Origin of the sequence: Paenibacillus riograndensis SBR5 (genome assembly GCF_000981585.1) — a bacterium.
GTDB lineage: Bacteria > Bacillota > Bacilli > Paenibacillales > Paenibacillaceae > Paenibacillus_AQ > Paenibacillus_AQ riograndensis.
On record NZ_LN831776.1, the window covers coordinates 4670170 to 4687382 of the forward strand.

Annotated in this window: 13 protein-coding genes; all 13 read right to left on the minus strand. The window is 52.5% G+C overall.

Features of this window, described 5'->3' with window-relative positions; translation table 11 throughout:
* Positions 1-83: 83 nt before the first annotated feature.
* The 13 genes from sleB to pnp all read right to left on the minus strand — a co-directional run bounded on the left by sleB (position 84) and on the right by pnp (position 17167).
* Entirely contained in the window at positions 84-947 is an 864-nt protein-coding gene (gene sleB / locus PRIO_RS19725; RefSeq protein ID WP_020428016.1) for a spore cortex-lytic enzyme, read from the minus strand.
* A gap of 190 nt (positions 948-1137) precedes the next feature.
* Positions 1138-3789, minus strand: a complete 2652-nt coding sequence (locus PRIO_RS19730; RefSeq protein WP_020428017.1) for an FtsK/SpoIIIE family DNA translocase — start codon at positions 3787-3789, stop codon at positions 1138-1140.
* A 128-nt stretch (positions 3790-3917) separates the two neighbouring features.
* A complete protein-coding gene (locus tag PRIO_RS19735; RefSeq protein ID WP_020428018.1) occupies positions 3918-4130 on the minus strand; it encodes a YlzJ-like family protein in 213 nt (70 codons plus the stop codon).
* Positions 4127-4906 (minus strand): ClpP family protease, encoded by a 780-nt coding sequence (locus tag PRIO_RS19740; RefSeq protein WP_020428019.1) that lies wholly within the window; start codon positions 4904-4906, stop codon positions 4127-4129. The genes PRIO_RS19735 and PRIO_RS19740 overlap by 4 nt, the downstream gene beginning before the upstream one ends.
* A gap of 278 nt (positions 4907-5184) precedes the next feature.
* Positions 5185-6864 (minus strand): ribonuclease J, encoded by a 1680-nt coding sequence (locus PRIO_RS19745; RefSeq protein WP_025704672.1) that lies wholly within the window; start codon positions 6862-6864, stop codon positions 5185-5187.
* A 533-nt stretch (positions 6865-7397) separates the two neighbouring features.
* The gene (dapA, locus tag PRIO_RS19750) at positions 7398-8315 is read right to left on the minus strand and encodes a 4-hydroxy-tetrahydrodipicolinate synthase (RefSeq protein WP_197545357.1); all 918 of its coding nucleotides are present in this window, start codon (positions 8313-8315) and stop codon (positions 7398-7400) included.
* Complete coding sequence (gene dapG / locus PRIO_RS19755) at positions 8290-9510, minus strand: aspartate kinase (RefSeq protein ID WP_020428025.1); 1221 nt, start codon at positions 9508-9510, stop codon at positions 8290-8292. Before dapG ends, dapA begins: the two co-directional genes overlap by 26 nt.
* Positions 9511-9699: 189 nt before the next feature.
* Entirely contained in the window at positions 9700-10296 is a 597-nt protein-coding gene (locus tag PRIO_RS19760; protein ID WP_020428026.1) for a dipicolinate synthase subunit B, read from the minus strand.
* A complete protein-coding gene (gene dpsA, locus PRIO_RS19765) occupies positions 10296-11192 on the minus strand; it encodes a dipicolinate synthase subunit DpsA (RefSeq protein ID WP_020428027.1) in 897 nt (298 codons plus the stop codon). Before dpsA ends, PRIO_RS19760 begins: the two co-directional genes overlap by 1 nt.
* A gap of 920 nt (positions 11193-12112) precedes the next feature.
* Positions 12113-12559 carry a dUTP diphosphatase gene (dut, locus tag PRIO_RS19770; protein WP_020434071.1) on the minus strand — a complete coding sequence of 149 codons (447 nt, stop codon included), beginning with the start codon at positions 12557-12559 and terminating at the stop codon, positions 12113-12115.
* Positions 12537-13802 (minus strand): M16 family metallopeptidase, encoded by a 1266-nt coding sequence (locus PRIO_RS19775; RefSeq protein ID WP_020434072.1) that lies wholly within the window; start codon positions 13800-13802, stop codon positions 12537-12539. Before PRIO_RS19775 ends, dut begins: the two co-directional genes overlap by 23 nt.
* A gap of 79 nt (positions 13803-13881) precedes the next feature.
* Positions 13882-14868, minus strand: a complete 987-nt coding sequence (locus tag PRIO_RS19780) for a polysaccharide deacetylase family protein (RefSeq protein ID WP_020434073.1) — start codon at positions 14866-14868, stop codon at positions 13882-13884.
* A gap of 196 nt (positions 14869-15064) precedes the next feature.
* Entirely contained in the window at positions 15065-17167 is a 2103-nt protein-coding gene (gene pnp / locus PRIO_RS19785) for a polyribonucleotide nucleotidyltransferase (RefSeq protein ID WP_020434074.1), read from the minus strand.
* Positions 17168-17213: the final 46 nt, after the last annotated feature.

Below are 17213 nucleotides of genomic sequence, written 5' to 3' on the forward strand. Positions count from 1 at the left end.
TTCCAAAGTAAGGAAGCAACCGGAAGCAGGCTGCCGGTTGCTCTTGGTCGATTTTTGTCTTGTATGGCACTGCGTATTGCCGGCTACATGCAGAAAATATGCTGGCCGATGGTCTTCACCTGCGGACGGCTCCAAATCCATTTGGAGGTGGCTGTCTTCGGATTGAAGTAATAAATGCAGCCGCCGGAAGGGTCCCACCCGTTAAGGGCCTGCTGCACCGCCTTGCGCGCCTGTTCATTCGGCTCCAGATAAATCTGTCCATCCGCCACCGCGGTGAAGGCGCCCGGCTGAAAAATTACACCGGAAGGTGTATTCGGGAAGTTTGGTGATTTCACACGGTTCAGAATCACTGCGGCTACTGCGACCTGGCCTTCAAACGGTTCACCGCGCGACTCGCCATATACTGCATTGGCCATAATTCTGAGATCATTCTCCGACAGCCCCATGGTGTTGCCCGAGCTAAGCTCGGCTGTATTCGTGTTGGCCCCATTTGAAGCTCCGGTGTTCCCATTGCCTTCCGTCTTATTGGCAGTGCTGGTTGACGGTTCTGTAGGCCTCCAGGCTTTGGTGGCGTTATAGAGCTTCAGCTTTGTTTTGGCCCCTACAATACCATCTGCCTCCATCCCGAATTTCCACTGGAACCAGGTAACGGCATTTCTGGTTTTGGCCCCGAATTGGCTGTCTATGGCACCCGCATAATATCCGAGATGCTTGAGTCTGCCCTGCAGCTCGTAGACATCCTGTCCGGAAGAACCCACCTTAAGCGGGGTTGTCCCGAATACAGGCAGCGCCTCTTCCTCCGGCACAATACCCTCCGTCATTACAGATGTATGATTATTCTGATTCGCGTAGACTGCACCTGGTTCCTTGAGGAGTATAGCTGTGGACGGTGCAGCTGCCAGTGCAAGGGTTAGTGCGGCAAATATCCATTGCGTATGCTTTTTCATTAGGGATCGCTCTACCTTTCTCTTGTAAGTTCTGCATGGATGGCTAAAGTTATTATGACGACTGGCAGCGCATCCTATGCATTACCGGCTTCGAAACAAGCTCTCCCGGTCAATCCAGTTTGCCTGGGAACACAACAAACCCCTTTCCAACAAGGAAAGGGGCTTGATCCCGAAAAAGTAAAAGGATTAGTTACGAGCTAATCCGGTTATGCTGGTACTGCTCAAGAGACATCAACACCTCGCGAGGTTTACTGCCCTCGTATGGACCGATCACACTCCGGGCCTCCATGGCATCAATCAGCCGGGCAGCGCGGGTGTAACCTACACGCATGCGCCGCTGAAGCAGCGATACAGAAGCCTGCTTCGCTTCCAGCACAATCTGTACCGCCTGCTCGTACAATTCATCCTGCGGCTCATCGTCTTCTGTCACCGTGTCATCCACTTCAGGGACAATGGACTCATCGTAATTGGCTTCCCCCTGGCTGCTGACATACTGGACAATCGTTTCTACTTCCTGATCGCTCATAAAAGCACCCTGGACGCGTATCGGCTTCGATGCGCCCATAGGCAGGAAGAGCATATCGCCCCGCCCCAGCAGTTTCTCCGCTCCCGGCATATCCAGAATGGTCCGCGAATCGACGTTAGAGGACACTCCAAACGCAATACGTGAAGGAATATTAGCCTTAATAAGTCCTGTGATGACATCGACGGACGGACGCTGGGTTGCAATGATTAAGTGGATGCCGGCTGCACGGGCCATTTGCGCCAGGCGGCAGATCGCATCCTCGACATCATTAGCTGCAACCATCATGAGATCGGCAAGCTCGTCCACAATCACCACAATATAAGGCAGCACCGCAGCCGGGTTATCCTTCATCAGATTATTGTAGCCTTCCACATTGCGCGTGCCCGATTTGGAGAAGAGTTCATATCTTTTCTCCATTTCAACCACAATTTTCTTCAGCGCCAGGCTGGCCCGCTTGGGATCTGTGACGACCGGAGCGAGCAGATGAGGAATTCCGTTATACACATTAAGCTCAACCATCTTGGGGTCAACCATCAGAAACTTAACCTCATTCGGTTTGGCCTTATATAAAATACTGGTAATAATCCCGTTAATGCAGACAGACTTCCCGGAGCCCGTCGCTCCCGCTACAAGGAGATGGGGCATCTTGGCCAGATTGCCGACAATCGTCTGCCCGGAAATATCCCGCCCGAAGGCAATCGATAATCTGGATTCGGCATCCTGGAAAATCTGGGTCTCCATGACCTCGCGCATGGTTACGACCGACACTTCCGGATTAGGCACTTCAATCCCGATGGCAGACTTGCCTGGAATAGGCGCCTCCATACGGATATCCTTCGCCGCCAGGGCCAGCGCTATATCATCCGTCAGATTCACAATGCGGCTGACCTTGACCCCGATATCCGGTTGAATCTCGTACCTTGTAACTGCTGGTCCTCTAACCACCTCAAGCACCTTCGCCCGCACGCCAAAGCTCTCCAGCGTGGCTTCCAGCTTGCGTGCCGTCTGCATGTAATCATTCTGGTCGCCGGACTTGCCCCCGCTGTTAGGCTTAGCCAAAAGCCGGAAAGGCGGCAGCTTGTACGGCTTGGGCGGAGGAGGCAGCGGTACGGGAACTGGTTCTCCACCCTCCGCCGAATCCAGCAGCCCGTCCAGCTCAAGCCGTGTCAGATCCTCTTCCGGCACCGCTTCCTCAGCCGTGGCACCTCCGTTAACCGGAGGTGTACCCGAAACGGCTTCCCTGACCGCTCCACTGCGCGCTGCAGGAGAAAATTCGCTCCACTCTTCGCGATCCTCCGCATTCAAGCCTTCTGCGCGGATATGCTCGAAGAAATCACGAATAATCGGAGTAACAGGCTCCATATCATCACCCAGGTAATCTTCATCATCGTCCAGCTGTGACTGATCTCCTGCGGAGAAACCAGAGATAATAGGTTCGGAAGGGGTGCCGGCCAGCACCACATCTGCCTCTTCATCCGCCGGATGGGCTTCGCCCGCAGGCTGTCCAGTCCTTGAAGCTCCGCTGAACCAGCCCCCGATTCTCCGCAGGAACTGCGGCTGGCTGCGGCTTGGAAGCTGCTGATCATCCTCATCCTCATCGTCGTCATCCTGCACAGGCTGTGGAGCAGCCGTTCTTCCGGTTCTAGCAGGTCTGGAGGTTACCGGAACCGCAGCCGGCCGGTTGGCGGTCCTCTGCCGGATGCCTTCCGCCAGCTTCATTACCCGGACCCGAAGCAAGGTAAACAGTTCTACATAGGAGAGGTTCGTGATCAGCATAAAGCTGATCGCCAGCATGACGATCATCAGCAGCTTGGCGCCCAGACTGCCGAACAGCCACAGCAAAGCTGCGTACTCCAGCGCCCCCACGTATCCTCCGCTGATATCCTTGCCCAGCATGTATACCTCACTGCCGTCTGCACCAGATGAAAGCGAGCCTGACAGATCATTATGTATTTGGGCCAGCACATTGCCGGGATGAAGCATCGATAAAGGGCCTAATTTCTGCTCCATGGCCGAAATCGTGCTCATCAGGCACATGGACAGCACCAGCAGCAGCGCACCGGAATGGCGGCTTGTCCATTTGGAAGGCCACCTCCGGTGAATCATGACCATCAATCCATAAAAAATACCTACCAGCGGCAGCACAAAATAGAATCTGCCTAATAAATAGCCTGACATATTCGAGAGGGAGCGCCCTACCGCCGCCTCACCGGATAATGCGATGACGGAGATTGTAATCAGCATAATCCCATAGATTTCATATTTTAAAACGCTGCCGAGCAGCGCCTTTTTCTTTTTCTTTCTTCGTTTAGCCACAACAGCCACCCCCGGAACAATATTATACCATATAATGGCGTGGCGTACCTATGTTCTCTTTTGTCAGAAAATGCATCTTTCTGCATGTTGTTCGCATTTCCTGCCAACGTTTCCGGGGGATTGTTATTTTATTTCCAGCTGATGATGGCTCCCGGTGAAAATGCCGGGTCCAGATACTTTTCCAGCGGACAATCCAGCAGCCTGACGATACGCGCCCGTCCGCGGTCCAGCGGTTCCACCTGCATCAGGAGCCCCTGAAAGCTGACCTCTTCAAGCGGCTCCATGAAGCTGACTGCCCCTTCAAATACTTGTTCCAGCGGAATAACAGTATACAAGGTCATTGTGTAAGCCCTCCCTGCATAACCTGTTCCACCAGCTGCCCTGTCTCACCGGCAATCATTCCGTTCAACCGGGACAGCGCTGCACCGATTCCGCCTACCTCATCCATCAGTCCGTACTTGACCGCATCATAACCGCCGACTGCCGTACCGATATCCCGGTTCAGCTCACCGGTACGGAACATCAGATCCTTGAACTGCTGCTCGGATATCCGTGAATGAGAGGTTACAAACCTCACCATCCTCTCCTGCATCCGCTCCATATATTCAAAAGTCTGCGGTACCCCGATCACCAGGCCGTTCATACGGATCGGATGAATCGTCATCGTCGCGCTCTCGGCAATGATGGAGTAGCTGGAGGCTACTGCAATCGGCACGCCGATGCTGTGTCCTCCGCCAATGACCACAGTCACCGTAGGCTTCGACAGCGAAGCGATCATCTCCGCAATCGCAAGCCCGGCCTCAACATCACCGCCGACCGTATTCAGAATAATCAGCAGGCCTTTGATCGTTTTGCTCTGCTCGGCGGCAACCAGCTGTGGAATAATATGTTCGTATTTGGTGGTTTTATTATGCGGAGGCAGCACAAAATGCCCCTCAATCTGTCCGATAATGGTTATGCAGAAAATGTCCGGCTCACCGGTGGGCACAGCGGTCTGACCCAGCTCTTTCACCATTCCTGCCGTTCCCGGAAGAACCGGCTCGCTGGTTTGCGGTTTCACCCCATCCGGGAGAACTTCCTCATTTGTGCCGACATTTGTCCCTTCAGTTGCTTCCATATGTTCGCAGCGCTCCCTTTTTGCTTGCAGCACTCGCGGCTGCAGCCATACTAGCTCTGGTTAGTATGACATTTCAGGGGACTTCCTTATGCACCCGGTCTTAATATTTGTCCACTGTAGGGACAAATTCGATATGCTCCTTTTCCTCCTGACGCAGCAGAGCCATACAGCAATGCCTTATGCAAAAACCCCTTCCCCCCTGGAAACCGTCCAATATTTCCGGGGAGAAGGGGCTTTTGGCCCTGCGTTTATTTATTAAGAAGGAGCTTGCTTCTTGATTACACTTCCATGATGATCGGAAGGATCATCGGTCTGCGGCGTGTCTGCTCATAGAGGAAACGGCCGAGTGAATCCTTAACGCTTGTCTTCAGAGAAGCCCATTCATTGACCTTCTCGCTCATCAGGCGCTGCAGTGTGCCGGATACAATCCGGTTTGCTTCGTCCAGAAGCCCTTCGGATTCCCGTACATATACAAAGCCGCGGGAGATAATATCCGGTCCGGAAACAATAGCTCCGTTCTGCTTGCTCAGCGTCACAACCACTACAAGAATACCGTCCTGGGACAGCAGCTTGCGGTCACGCAATACAATGTTGCCTACATCCCCAACACCAAGTCCGTCAATCAGCACGTTGCCTGCTGTTACCTTGCCGGCTCTGCGTGCTGAACCGCCGGAAATCTCAATCACTTCACCCAGTTCGGTAATGAAGATGTTCGCGGGTTCTACACCTACGGATTCGGCAAGCAGGGCATGTCTGCGCTGCATCCGGAATTCACCGTGAATGGGAAGGAAATATTTCGGTTTCATCAGGTTGAGCATAAGCTTCAGTTCTTCCTGGCTGCCGTGTCCCGATACGTGAACACCGGAATTGGACCCGCTGTAGATCACGTTGGCGCCCAGCCGGAACAGTTCATCGATGGTACGGCCGACATACTTCTCATTGCCTGGTACCGGAGTTGCCGCAATAATTACGGTGTCGCCCGGCAGGATGTCAACCTTGCGGTGACTGGAGCGCGCCATACGGGTAAGCGCCGACATAGGCTCGCCCTGGCTGCCTGTGCACAATACCACTACGCGGTTGCCGGCCATTCTGTTCATTTCTTCCGGTTCAATCAGCATGCCGTCGGGAACGTGAAGATACCCAAGCTCGGAAGCAATGGACACGACATTGACCATACTGCGCCCGATAACGGTAATCTTGCGTCCAGTCGATTCAGCCGCATTCACTACCTGCTGGATGCGGTGCACGTTGGAAGCGAAGGTTGCAACCACCACACGCTGTTCGGCTTTGCGGAAAATATCCTCCAGCACGATGCCGACATTCTTCTCCGAAGGAGTGAAGCCCGGCTTCTCCGCATTTGTACTGTCTGACATGAGCGCAAGCACGCCTCTTTGCCCGATTTCAGCCATCCGGTGCAGGTTGGCAAACTGGCCATTAACTGGGGTATGGTCAAATTTGAAGTCACCAGTGTGAACAACATTGCCTTCCGGTGTCTCGATGCATACGCCGACCGAGTCGGGAATACTATGATTTGTTCTGAAGAAAGTTACTTTGAGTGAGCTGCCCAGTTCAATTTCAGAATCCTCATTGATCAGAATCCGTTTGGTTTCGCCGAGGAGATTCGCTTCCTTGAGCTTATTCTCTACAAGGCCCAGCGTAAGTCTTGTTCCGTAAACCGGAACATTCAGGTTCTTAAGCACATACGATAACCCGCCAATGTGATCTTCGTGTCCGTGGGTAAGAACGATACCTCTGACTTTGTCACGGTTCTCAGTTAAGTAAGAGATGTCAGGAATAACAATGTCAATCCCGAGCATATCCTCTTCCGGGAACTTAAGTCCCGCATCCACGACTACAATATCGTTTCCGTATTGTACCACATACATGTTTTTTCCGATCTCTCCGACTCCGCCCAAAGCGAAAATCGTCAATTTATCGTTGTTGTTTTTTTTGGACAAATGAATCTAACCCTCCTATGATGTTGGACGTCATACTTTTATTTGCAAACCATAAGCTCCATTATCTCAGCGGCGCTGAACACATCTTCAAATTGCTGATAGCTTCCACGATCAACAAGGAAATTCCATAAGTCTGTATAATTTCGCACTGCGAAAATTCCTGAAATCGGGCAGTGAACCCCTTCTTGAGCGGAAAACCCCCGTCAAAACTCACTGCACGCGCCCCTTGCGCGAAAATCTGGCAACATTAGCACAGACTTATTCAAGGACCTATCCTGTCTCACAATGTAAAAATACATTGACGGAAGATTACCGCATATTTAATTTTAACCGCACCCAGTCACTTAATGACATTATACATGATTTTTTTGGCAAAAGACAAGTCATCGACCCGGTAACCCTTTTCTTTCCTTAATTTTAGGGCTAAAACCTTAATATTGCGTTAATAATTTTGCCACAAAATATACAAAAGCCGGCACCCCTTTGACAAGGAATGCCGGCTTAAATCTGATTATGGATGGAACATAAATGCGCTATTCCAGCAGCGCAGCAATAAATGACGCTTCTTCTTCTGTAGGAGGTACCAGCGGGAGCCGTACCGTACCTACATCCACACCGCGGAGGCCAAGCGCATACTTGACGGCAGAGGGATTCGGAAGCGGCTGCGGACATTCAAACAGCCCCTTGAACACCGGGAACAGCTTGCGGTGAAGTTCACCTGCCCGTTGGACGTTCCCCGAGAAATAAGCTTGAATCATCTCTGCCATCTGCTCGCCAACCACATGGCTGGCAACGCTGATTATGCCGTAGCCCCCGACAGCAAGCGCAGCCAGTCCGGCGGAATCATCTCCTGAATACACACGGAAATCAGCGGGGCAGGCTGAAACAATCTGTGTAATCTGATCCACGGACTGGCATTCCTTGGTTGCCACAATGTTCGGAATCCCGGCAAGCCTCAGTGTTGTGGCAGCGCTCATGCTGACGCTGGTCCGGCTGGGCACATTATAGAGAATAACAGGCAGCTTTGTCTCCCCTGCGATGGCAGCAAAATGCCGGTACAGCCCTTCCTGATTCGGCTTGTTGTAATAGGGCACAACGAGAAGCACACCGTCCACACCGATCTTCTCCGCTTCTTTCGTGAGATGAATGGAATGTCTGGTGCTGTTGGTGCCTGTTCCGGCGATGATCTTGCAGCGGCCTGCGGCCTTCTTCAGCACATAAGCGAATAACTCCAGTTTCTCCTCATCGCTTAAGGTAGGAGATTCTCCCGTCGTCCCGCAGACCACCAGCGCTTCAGATTTCTTTTGCTCAATAAGATAGTCAATCAAGCGTGAGGTAGCTTCCCAATTGATTTCGCCGGATCTGTCAAAGGGGGTTACCATAGCGGTGATTAATCTTCCGAAGTCCACTTTGAATTCCTCCTTGTCAGCGGTGTAATTCAAATTTGGCATGCAGCGCGCGCAGCGACTGCACCATATCTTCCTTTTTGACCAGCACCCAAATGGTTGTATTGGAATCGGCTGACTGGAGAATCTGAATATTCTGCGAGCTAAGCGCTTCAACGATGCGGGCCATGATGCCCGGAACCCCGTTGATCCCGCCTCCGATAACCGAGACCTTGGCGCAGCCGGACAGGCTCGAAGGACGCAGCCCCAGCTCCTGAAGTGCAGCAATCGCTTGCTCCGATTTGTCATCGTTCACCGTGTACAGCGCTTCAGTTGGCGTTACATTGATGAAATCCACACTGATGCCGTTGTCGGCCATGCTTTTAAAAATCTGCAGCTGTACACCGGTACCATTGCCCTCCGGACATTCCACAGAGATTTGGGTAACGTTGCTGACATAAGCGATCCCCGTGACAAAGCGGTCAACCACTCCATGGGAGACATCGCTGAACCCCTCCGGGTGGGTCACGAGCGTGCCTTCGGCTTCAGAGAAGGTTGACCGGACACGTACAGGAATCTGCGCCTGCATGGCAATCTCGACAGCACGGGGATGAATGACCTTGGCGCCTTGATAAGCCATGTTGCAGATTTCGGTGTAGCTGACATAAGACAGCTGCTTCGCATCCTCAACAATCCGCGGATCAGCAGTCAGGATGCCGTCCACATCTGTATAGATATCAACCATATCCGCCCGCAGCGCAGCGCCTAGCGCCGTAGCCGAAGTGTCACTTCCGCCGCGTCCCAGGGTCGTAAAATCACCGGCTTCGGTCTGCCCCTGGAACCCGGTTACAATCACCACTTTGTGTTCGCGCAGTTCGCGCAGAATACGTTCGGTCCGCACATCCAGAATCCGGGCGTTGCCGTAGTTGTTATCGGTCAGAAAACCGGCCTGCGCTCCTGTCAGCACGGTTGCCGGGACACCCTCATGCTCCAGTAAGCCGCACAGGGTTGTGGCAGAAATAATCTCTCCGCAGCACATCAGAAGATCCTTCTCCCGGCTCGGCAGAGCATCCCCGTTCTGTACCGCCCAGTCCAGCAAAGTATCTGTCGCATAAGGTTCACCTTTGCGCCCCATGGCCGATACGACCACGACCAGACTGAAGCCGCTGGCCAGTTCACGTTTGACATGACGGATCACGTGTTCTCTGGCCGCTGGTGTGGAGAGTGAGGTTCCGCCAAATTTTTGCACCAAAATACCCATGTATAATTCCTCCATTACTTCTCTAAGCAAGCACGCTAATACGTACACACTCCATCCATAATGTAAATGGAAAGAATCCGCCTGTGCGGTTCCGTATTCAGATAGCTGAATAAAGTGTTGAACCGCCCCCGGAAATGAGGACGGCAGATGTATACCTGTATGGTCAGAGTGCCTGCATGAAACATATGTCTATGCTGAATGAAACCGTTCGATAATCATCGGCTGCAGCTGTTGGCCCTGCAAAGCCGCAAAGCAGGCTTCGGGAATGAGGTCCATCTGGGCCACAAGCGAATTCGGCTTGCCCTGCGGATTATCCTGGCCGAACGGAACAAAATAAATGTTCTTCGCAACCAGGAGCTTCGCGATATTCGCCGCATTCAGGCCAAGTCCATCATTGGTGGAGATTGCCAGCACCAGCGGACGGCTGTTGCGCAGCTGCGCTTTGGCGGCCATCAGCACGGGGCTGTCGGTCATGGCGTTAGCCAATTTACTTGTCGTATTCCCCGTGCAGGGTGCAATAGTCAGCACATCCAGCAGCTTGGAAGGACCCAGCGGTTCCGCTTCAACAATTGTAGAAATGATATCATTCCCTGTTATTTCTTTCAACTGTTTTAGCCAATTTTCCGATGTGCCAAAGCGGGTGTCCGTATTCAGCACGGATGCGGACACAATCGGCACCACATTGGCTCCGCCCTCCATAAACCGCTGAATCTGCGGCATAACCTCGGCTAACGTGCAGTGTGAGCCGGTCACCGCATAACCTACTGTTTTTCCATGCCAATCCATTAAACGTCCCCCCTGTTAAAAGTCTCGTCCGATATCGACTGTACCAGCGCGCCCGCCATAATAATTCCGGCGCTTTTGGGAGCAACGACTCCGGGCAGTCCCGGTGCCAGCATGGCCTTGATCCCGCGTTTCTCCGCATAGCGGAAATCACACCCGCCCGGGGCGGAAGCCAGATCGATAATTACACAGTGTCTGGGAAGACGCGATAACACTTGTGCGGTGATAATCATACTAGGGATGGTGTTGAAAATAAGATCCGCCTCCGGCGCATGCGCCACCAGCTCTCCAGTCATAAAGGGCTTCCAGCCCATCTCCTCGGCCCGTGCGTAATGCTCCTGTTTTCTTACTCCCACCTTCACGTTGGAACCGAGTCCCTGCAGCACTCTGGCCATGGTAAACCCTGTTCTGCCCATGCCCAGAACCATTGAGGTAGAGCCATGGATTGTAAAATCCGTATTCTGAATGGCCATAACCAATGCTCCCTCTGCTGTAGGGATGGAGTTGTAGATCGCCACATCGTCCCTGCTCAGCAGCTCCACCAGCTTCAGTGAATATTTGTCGCACAGGCCGCGCAAGTAGCTTTTGGCCATGCCGGTATAGACCATACAGCTTGGCGGAAGCGCGGCGATATGTTCCTCCAGCAGCTGCAGGCGCTCCGTTGAAAAGAGGGCACTGATATTGCCTTCATCATCACACCCCACCGTTGGCAGCACCAGCACATCCGCGCGGCTCAGCAGCTCTGCCGACATTTGTTCCAGGCTTACCCCCGGGCTTGGGGCATCCCACTTGTCGAACCCGGCAGCGCTTACCGTAGCATCCATTTCCACACATTTCCGAATCACTTCAATCTGTCTCGCGTCCCCGCCCAGGAACACGATCCTGATGCCAGTAAGCATAGGGTTGACGCTCCTTTCCACATACACTATCGACTATAGAGCATCTTATGCCGCAGGCTGCGGATGGGTGATGAGCGGAGAAGAAATAATGGGCACCCGGGTACATTATGGAAAAAACAGCGAACCAAAACGGCTGTGCGGTCCCCCACGGGACCAGCGCAGCCGTCTTGGTTCTAGCGTTACCTGGAGAACGACTCCCCATGAATCCTACGCAACTCTTTAAGTGGAAAAAGGTTAACTAATTTGCCGAAGTACCCTACCCTCGGGTAGATGAAGTGGAAAAAGGGACATTAATTCAGCTCATTTCACCATTGAACCGGAAATGTGGCCCAATTAGGATTACTTTTTCCACTTCACTCTCAGGATTTCTTAATTTTCGGAAAAATAAGTTCCCTTTTTCCAACTACACCTGCGAAGAAGCCGGTAAAGACGGATCGCCCTATTCCTTCGCGATCGATCCGCAGCCGTTACGGACAGGAGAGCCGTTATGGATAGAAGCTTCGGCTATTCCGCAAGACTAACGGACTGAGATGCCTTTATTTCTCCCTTTCCCCTTGATTCCAGGCTCCATCGAACGTTGTAACGGCTCCTGAGTCCGTAACTGCTGAAAAAGTAAGATTTTTGGCAAAATAAGGGCTCCTCGGCTCCTCGGTCCGCTTCAGTCCCCGGATGGAGCCCTATCCTCCTGCATCGCGTATATCTTGTGAGGCTTCCAAGATATCCACATTTTTTCACACTGTTTTACAGTTAAATAAGGGGAAGTCAGTCCCCCAAAACATATAAATTCTTATATTTTAAAAAAAGCTTGCGGGTAAATACCGGTAACGGTATCTCCGCAAGCTTTGTGTGCAGCTATCGACGAAAGGCCGACTCAAGTAGAAACGGCTACGCCGTCCTAAAAAAGGACGGTGAAGCCCTTGTTATTTCCCCGTATGGCCAAAGCCGCCGGCACCACGTTCAGTTTCCGACAGCTCGTCCACCTGGACCATTGTCACAGAAGGTACAGCCTGGAAAACCATTTGGGCAATCCGTTCATTCCGGGCAATGGCAAAAGGCTCCTGTCCGAGATTGATCAGCAGCACCTTAATCTCTCCCCGGTAATCCGCATCGATGGTTCCCGGTGTGTTCAGGCAGGTAATGCCATGCTTCAGCGCCAGCCCGCTGCGCGGCCGGATTTGTGCCTCCAGGCCGTCCGGCATGGCCAGCGATATGCCAGTGGGGATTAGGGTACGCTCGCCCGGAGCGAGGACAACCGCTTCTCCTACGGCGGCATACAGATCATACCCCGAAGCCTGTTCCGACATTTTACGGGGCAGTTCCACATCCTCATTCCCGGAAAGCTTGTTAATTTGAACGTAATAAGACAAGATCATCTCTCCTAACATTGGCAATAGCTTTGTCTGTTGCGCCTACCATCGCCACAGCGAGCGGCTGCGCAAACATATGATCCAGCAGCTGGTTCACATCATCCATGCTTACCTGCTGAATTTTGGCGATCATATCATCCAGTGTATCATGTCTTCCCAGCATCAGCTCGTTTTTTCCGATACGGTTCATCCGGCTGCTGGTGCTTTCGAGGCTGAGAATCAGGCTGCCTTTGAGCTGCTCCTTGCCTTTTCGCAGTTCATCATCGCTGAGTCCCTTGACGGCAAGCTCATGCATCATTTCTTTGATCAGTTCGGTAACCTCTTTGGTCTGCTTCGGCGCAGTCCCCGCATATACCGTGAACAGCCCGCTGTCCGCCTGGGAGCTGTGGTAAGAATAAACCGAATAAGCCAACCCGCGTTTTTCACGGATTTCCTGGAACATCCGCGAGCTCATGCCCCCGCCGATGGCATTGTTCAGCAGCACCATCGGATATTGCAGTGGCCCTCCGCTTTGGACACCCGGCAAAGAGAGGCAAATATGGTTTTGCTCTGTTTTTTTGCGGTGGAACAGCAGCCCGCCATGGAAATCGGGTGCAGCCAGCGCTGCGGATTCGCCATGATTCTGAAACGAACCGAAGTGCTTCTCCAGCAGCTCCTCCAGCCCGTCATTGATGTTGCCGGCTACGCTGATCACTGTGTTCTCAATCGTATATTGTGCCTTCATATAATCCCGGAGATCATCCGGCGTCATTTCCTGAAGCCGTTCCTTGAGACCCAGAATGGAATAGGCCAGGGGGTGCTCACCGTAAGCTGCAGCGCACATCAGATCATGCACCAGATCATCCGGTGTGTCTTCGCACATGGCGATTTCCTCGAGAATAACATTTTTCTCCTTCGCCAGCTCTTCGGCGTCCATCCGTGAACGGAAAAACATATCGGCCAGCACATCGACCGCAATCGGCAGATGCTCATCCAGCACTTTAGCATAATAGCATGTATATTCCTTAGAGGTAAACGCATTGACGTTGCCGCCGATAGCGTCGAACTGTTCAGCAATATCCTTGGCGCTGTACCGGTCGGTTCCTTTGAACAGCATATGCTCAATAAAATGAGAAATCCCGTTGTTCTGCGGAGTCTCATTGCGGGAGCCTGTTTTGACCCATATTCCAAAGGAAACGGATCGGCCGGTGGGAATTTTTTCAGTTACCACTCTGAGGCCGTTTGACAATACTATTTTTTCCACTTCTAAGTCCTCCTGGCATAGCCCTGGTTCTATCTGTATTTTGGTATACGCGCCTCTTATCCTACCAGAATTAGCCGGCTCACTCAACATCCGCAGGCAGCACACGCTCTGCCGAGAGCGTCTGGCTGACCGTCCCCAGCTGCAGGCCTTTCGCCTTGATTCCACGGATCATCCCCCGGAGCGCCTGCGACGAAGAAGCTGTCGGGTGCATTAGAATCAAGGTTCCCGGCTCCGCTTGGCTGCTGATTTTGGAGATGATCGAATCCGGTGAAGGATTGCGCCAATCCACCGTATCCAGCGTCCACAGCACCGTTTTCAGCCCCAACGAGGCGGCAATGTCAACAGTCTCCTGGTCAAAGTCGCCGGATGGAGGGGCAAACCAGATATTGGTCACTCCCAGGCTCTCTTTGAGCAGGTTTTGTGTTTTCTGGATTTCGGCTGTCGCCCGCGCCCGGCTCAAAGTGCTCATATTGGGATGGGTATAGGCGTGATTTTCCATTTCATGCCCGCGCTTCAGCATTTCTGCGGCCAGCTCTTTATTGCGGCTGAGCCAGCTGCCGTCCAGAAAAAAGGTGACTTTCACCTTTTCCTGATCTAAGATGTCCAGCATTGGGATAATGTACTGGTTGCCCCAGGCCACATTGATCATCAGCGATACCATCGGCTTCGCCGGATTGCCCCGGTAGATCGGCTGAGCCCCCAGGTCATCCAGTGAAACCTTAGGTTTAATCTGGCGGTACAGCAGCTTTAAGCCATCATTAGGCCCCTTTAGCTTGGCCTCCCGGTAGGTTGCCTCCACATCCACTTCCAGCCCGTTATAACCCGGTATAGCCTTCCATACACGGTCAACAGTTGCATCCACAGGCGGGCTGTTCAGCTTGGCGGCCTTGCTCTCGATGCTTGCGCGCAAATCATCCTGGGCTTCCGTGTAGACCCTGCCCCATACAGCCAGTCCAGTCTGCGGCTTAAGCTGGGCCAGCATTTCCTTCACCGGCCCATATGTACTGCCTATCCCGATCACTACAGCAATACAGGCCAGCACAAGTGCCGCTTTTTCCGTCTTCATGACGTCTTTCCTCCCCGGCAGAAACGGTTCATTTGTCCGTCCCTGCACAAGTCAGGCGCAGAGACGCTTTGTCCCAGCCTATGCATCCATGAAGGAAAATATGTTCAATGTCTGCAACTTAAAAAAGAGCCAGAACAAAACTGCTTCTGTCTCTTCCCGTTCATGCATTTCATTTCAGGTAAATCTTATGGTGATGTTACGCCTTGGCTGCGCCTTCTGAAGTGAGCACTGCTTTGCGTGACAGATTAACGCGGCCCTGCTGGTCGATTTCCGTAACTTTGACCGTAATCGTGTCGCCGATAGCCACTACATCTTCAACTTTGGCTACACGTTCTGTGGACAGCTGTGAAATATGCACCAGTCCGTCTTTGCCCGGAATCAGTTCAACAAAGGCACCAAACTTCTCGATGCGTCTGACGGTACCCACATAAATTTCACCGACCTGCACTTCACGTACAATGCCTTCGATAATGCCGCGGGCTTTTTGAATCATCGCTTCGTCCGAAGAGCCAATGAAGACACGGCCGTCCTGCTCGATATCGATCTTCACGCCGGTTTCTTCAATGATTTTATTGATAATCTTGCCGCCTGCACCGATGACATCACGGATTTTGTCCGGATTGATGTTGATGATAATGATTTTTGGAGCGTATTTGGACAGGCTTGGTCTAGGCTCGGAGATGGCTTCCATCATTTTGCCCAGGATGAACATCCGTCCTTCTTTGGCCTGCTGCAGCGCATCCTGAAGAATCTTGCGGTCAATGCCGGCGATCTTGATGTCCATCTGAATCGCTGTAACCCCTTCAGCCGTACCTGCCACTTTGAAGTCCATATCGCCCAGATGATCTTCCATTCCCTGAATATCGGTCAGAATCGAGACATGCTCTCCGTCTTTGATCAGACCCATGGCTACACCGGCTACAGGCGCCTTAATCGGCACACCTGCATCCATCATGGCCAAGATGCTGGCGCAAATACTCGCTTGGGAAGTAGAGCCGTTGGATTCGATAGCCTCTGACACCAGACGAATAGTGTACGGGAATTCAGTTTCACTTGGAATGACTTTGGACAAAGCGCGTTCCCCAAGGGCCCCGTGTCCAATCTCGCGGCGTCCCGGTGCTCTAAGCGGACGGGCCTCCCCTACGCTGAATGGCGGGAAGTTGTAGTGGTGCATGAAGCGTTTCGTTTCGGCCGGATCAATCCCGTCCAGAATCTGCACATCTCCAAGCGCACCAAGCGTACATACGCTGAGGATCTGAGTCTGTCCGCGTGTGAAGAGTCCGGAACCATGAGTGCGCGGCAGCAAAGCCGTATCGCATTCGATCGGACGGATTTCATCCAGCTTGCGTCCATCCGGACGGATCTTGTCATGTGTGATCAGACGTCTTACTTCATCCTTGACGATATCATGCAGCACTTCCTTGACATCCTTCAGAAGCTCTGGTGTTTCTATGTATTTCTCTGCGAAATACTCCACCGTTTCATTGTTGATCAGGTCGATGGCATCCTGGCGGGCATGTTTCTCGGCAATTTTTACAGCTTCCACCAGACGGATCTGTGCATAAGCGCGGACCTCTGCGTTCACTTCGCTGTTTACCGTGTGCAGCTTCACTGCCATTTTTTCTTTGCCGGCAACTGCAACCAGTTCTTCAATCACAGCTACGATCTTGCGGATTTCATCATGGCCGAACATGATAGCTTCCAGCATAACATCTTCTGGCACTTCATTGGCTTCAGCTTCCACCATCATGATGGCGTCCTTGGTTCCGGCTACGACTACATAAATATCGCTCACCGCTTGCTGTGCAACGTCCGGATTAATAACAAATCCACCGTTAATCCGGCCCACAGCCACACCGCCGATCGGTCCGTCAAACGGCACATCGGAAATGCTGAGCGCGGCAGAAGTACCAATCATAGCGGCAATATCCGGCGCACAATCCTGATCCACGCTCATTACCAGATTGAGCACCTGGACATCGTTGCGGAATCCTTCCGGAAACAGCGGGCGGATCGGACGGTCTGTCAGACGGCTGGACAGAATCGCTTTTTCGCTGGGTCTGCCCTCACGTTTGATGAAACCTCCGGGAATTTTACCAACCGCATATAATCTTTCCTCATAGTTTACTGTAAGCGGGAAAAAATCCAGATCTTTAGGTTCGCTGGAGGCTGTAACCGTACACAATACTGAAGTGTCACCATAGCGTACCATGACTGCAGCATTTGCCTGCTTGGCAAGCCGGCCCGTTTCCAGCACAAGGCGTCTTCCGCCAAGCTGCATTTCTACACGTTTTTCCATAAAATCCCTCCTTAAGTAGTAGTAGACCTGCCTATCCTATCTCAGG

Excerpts from the sequence above, each read along its gene's own strand:
- sleB (WP_020428016.1), bottom strand. The coding sequence starts at position 947 with ATGAAAAAGCATACGCAATGGATATTTGCCGCACTAACCCTTGCACTG.
- PRIO_RS19735 (WP_020428018.1), bottom strand. The coding sequence starts at position 4,130 with ATGACCTTGTATACTGTTATTCCGCTGGAACAAGTATTTGAAGGGGCA.
- PRIO_RS19740 (WP_020428019.1), bottom strand. The coding sequence starts at position 4,906 with ATGGAAGCAACTGAAGGGACAAATGTCGGCACAAATGAGGAAGTTCTC.
- dapA (WP_197545357.1), bottom strand. The coding sequence starts at position 8,315 with ATGCCAAATTTGAATTACACCGCTGACAAGGAGGAATTCAAAGTGGAC.
- dapG (WP_020428025.1), bottom strand. The coding sequence starts at position 9,510 with ATGGGTATTTTGGTGCAAAAATTTGGCGGAACCTCACTCTCCACACCA.
- PRIO_RS19760 (WP_020428026.1), bottom strand. The coding sequence starts at position 10,296 with ATGGATTGGCATGGAAAAACAGTAGGTTATGCGGTGACCGGCTCACAC.
- dpsA (WP_020428027.1), bottom strand. The coding sequence starts at position 11,192 with ATGCTTACTGGCATCAGGATCGTGTTCCTGGGCGGGGACGCGAGACAG.
- PRIO_RS19780 (WP_020434073.1), bottom strand. The coding sequence starts at position 14,868 with ATGAAGACGGAAAAAGCGGCACTTGTGCTGGCCTGTATTGCTGTAGTG.
- pnp (WP_020434074.1), bottom strand. The coding sequence starts at position 17,167 with ATGGAAAAACGTGTAGAAATGCAGCTTGGCGGAAGACGCCTTGTGCTG.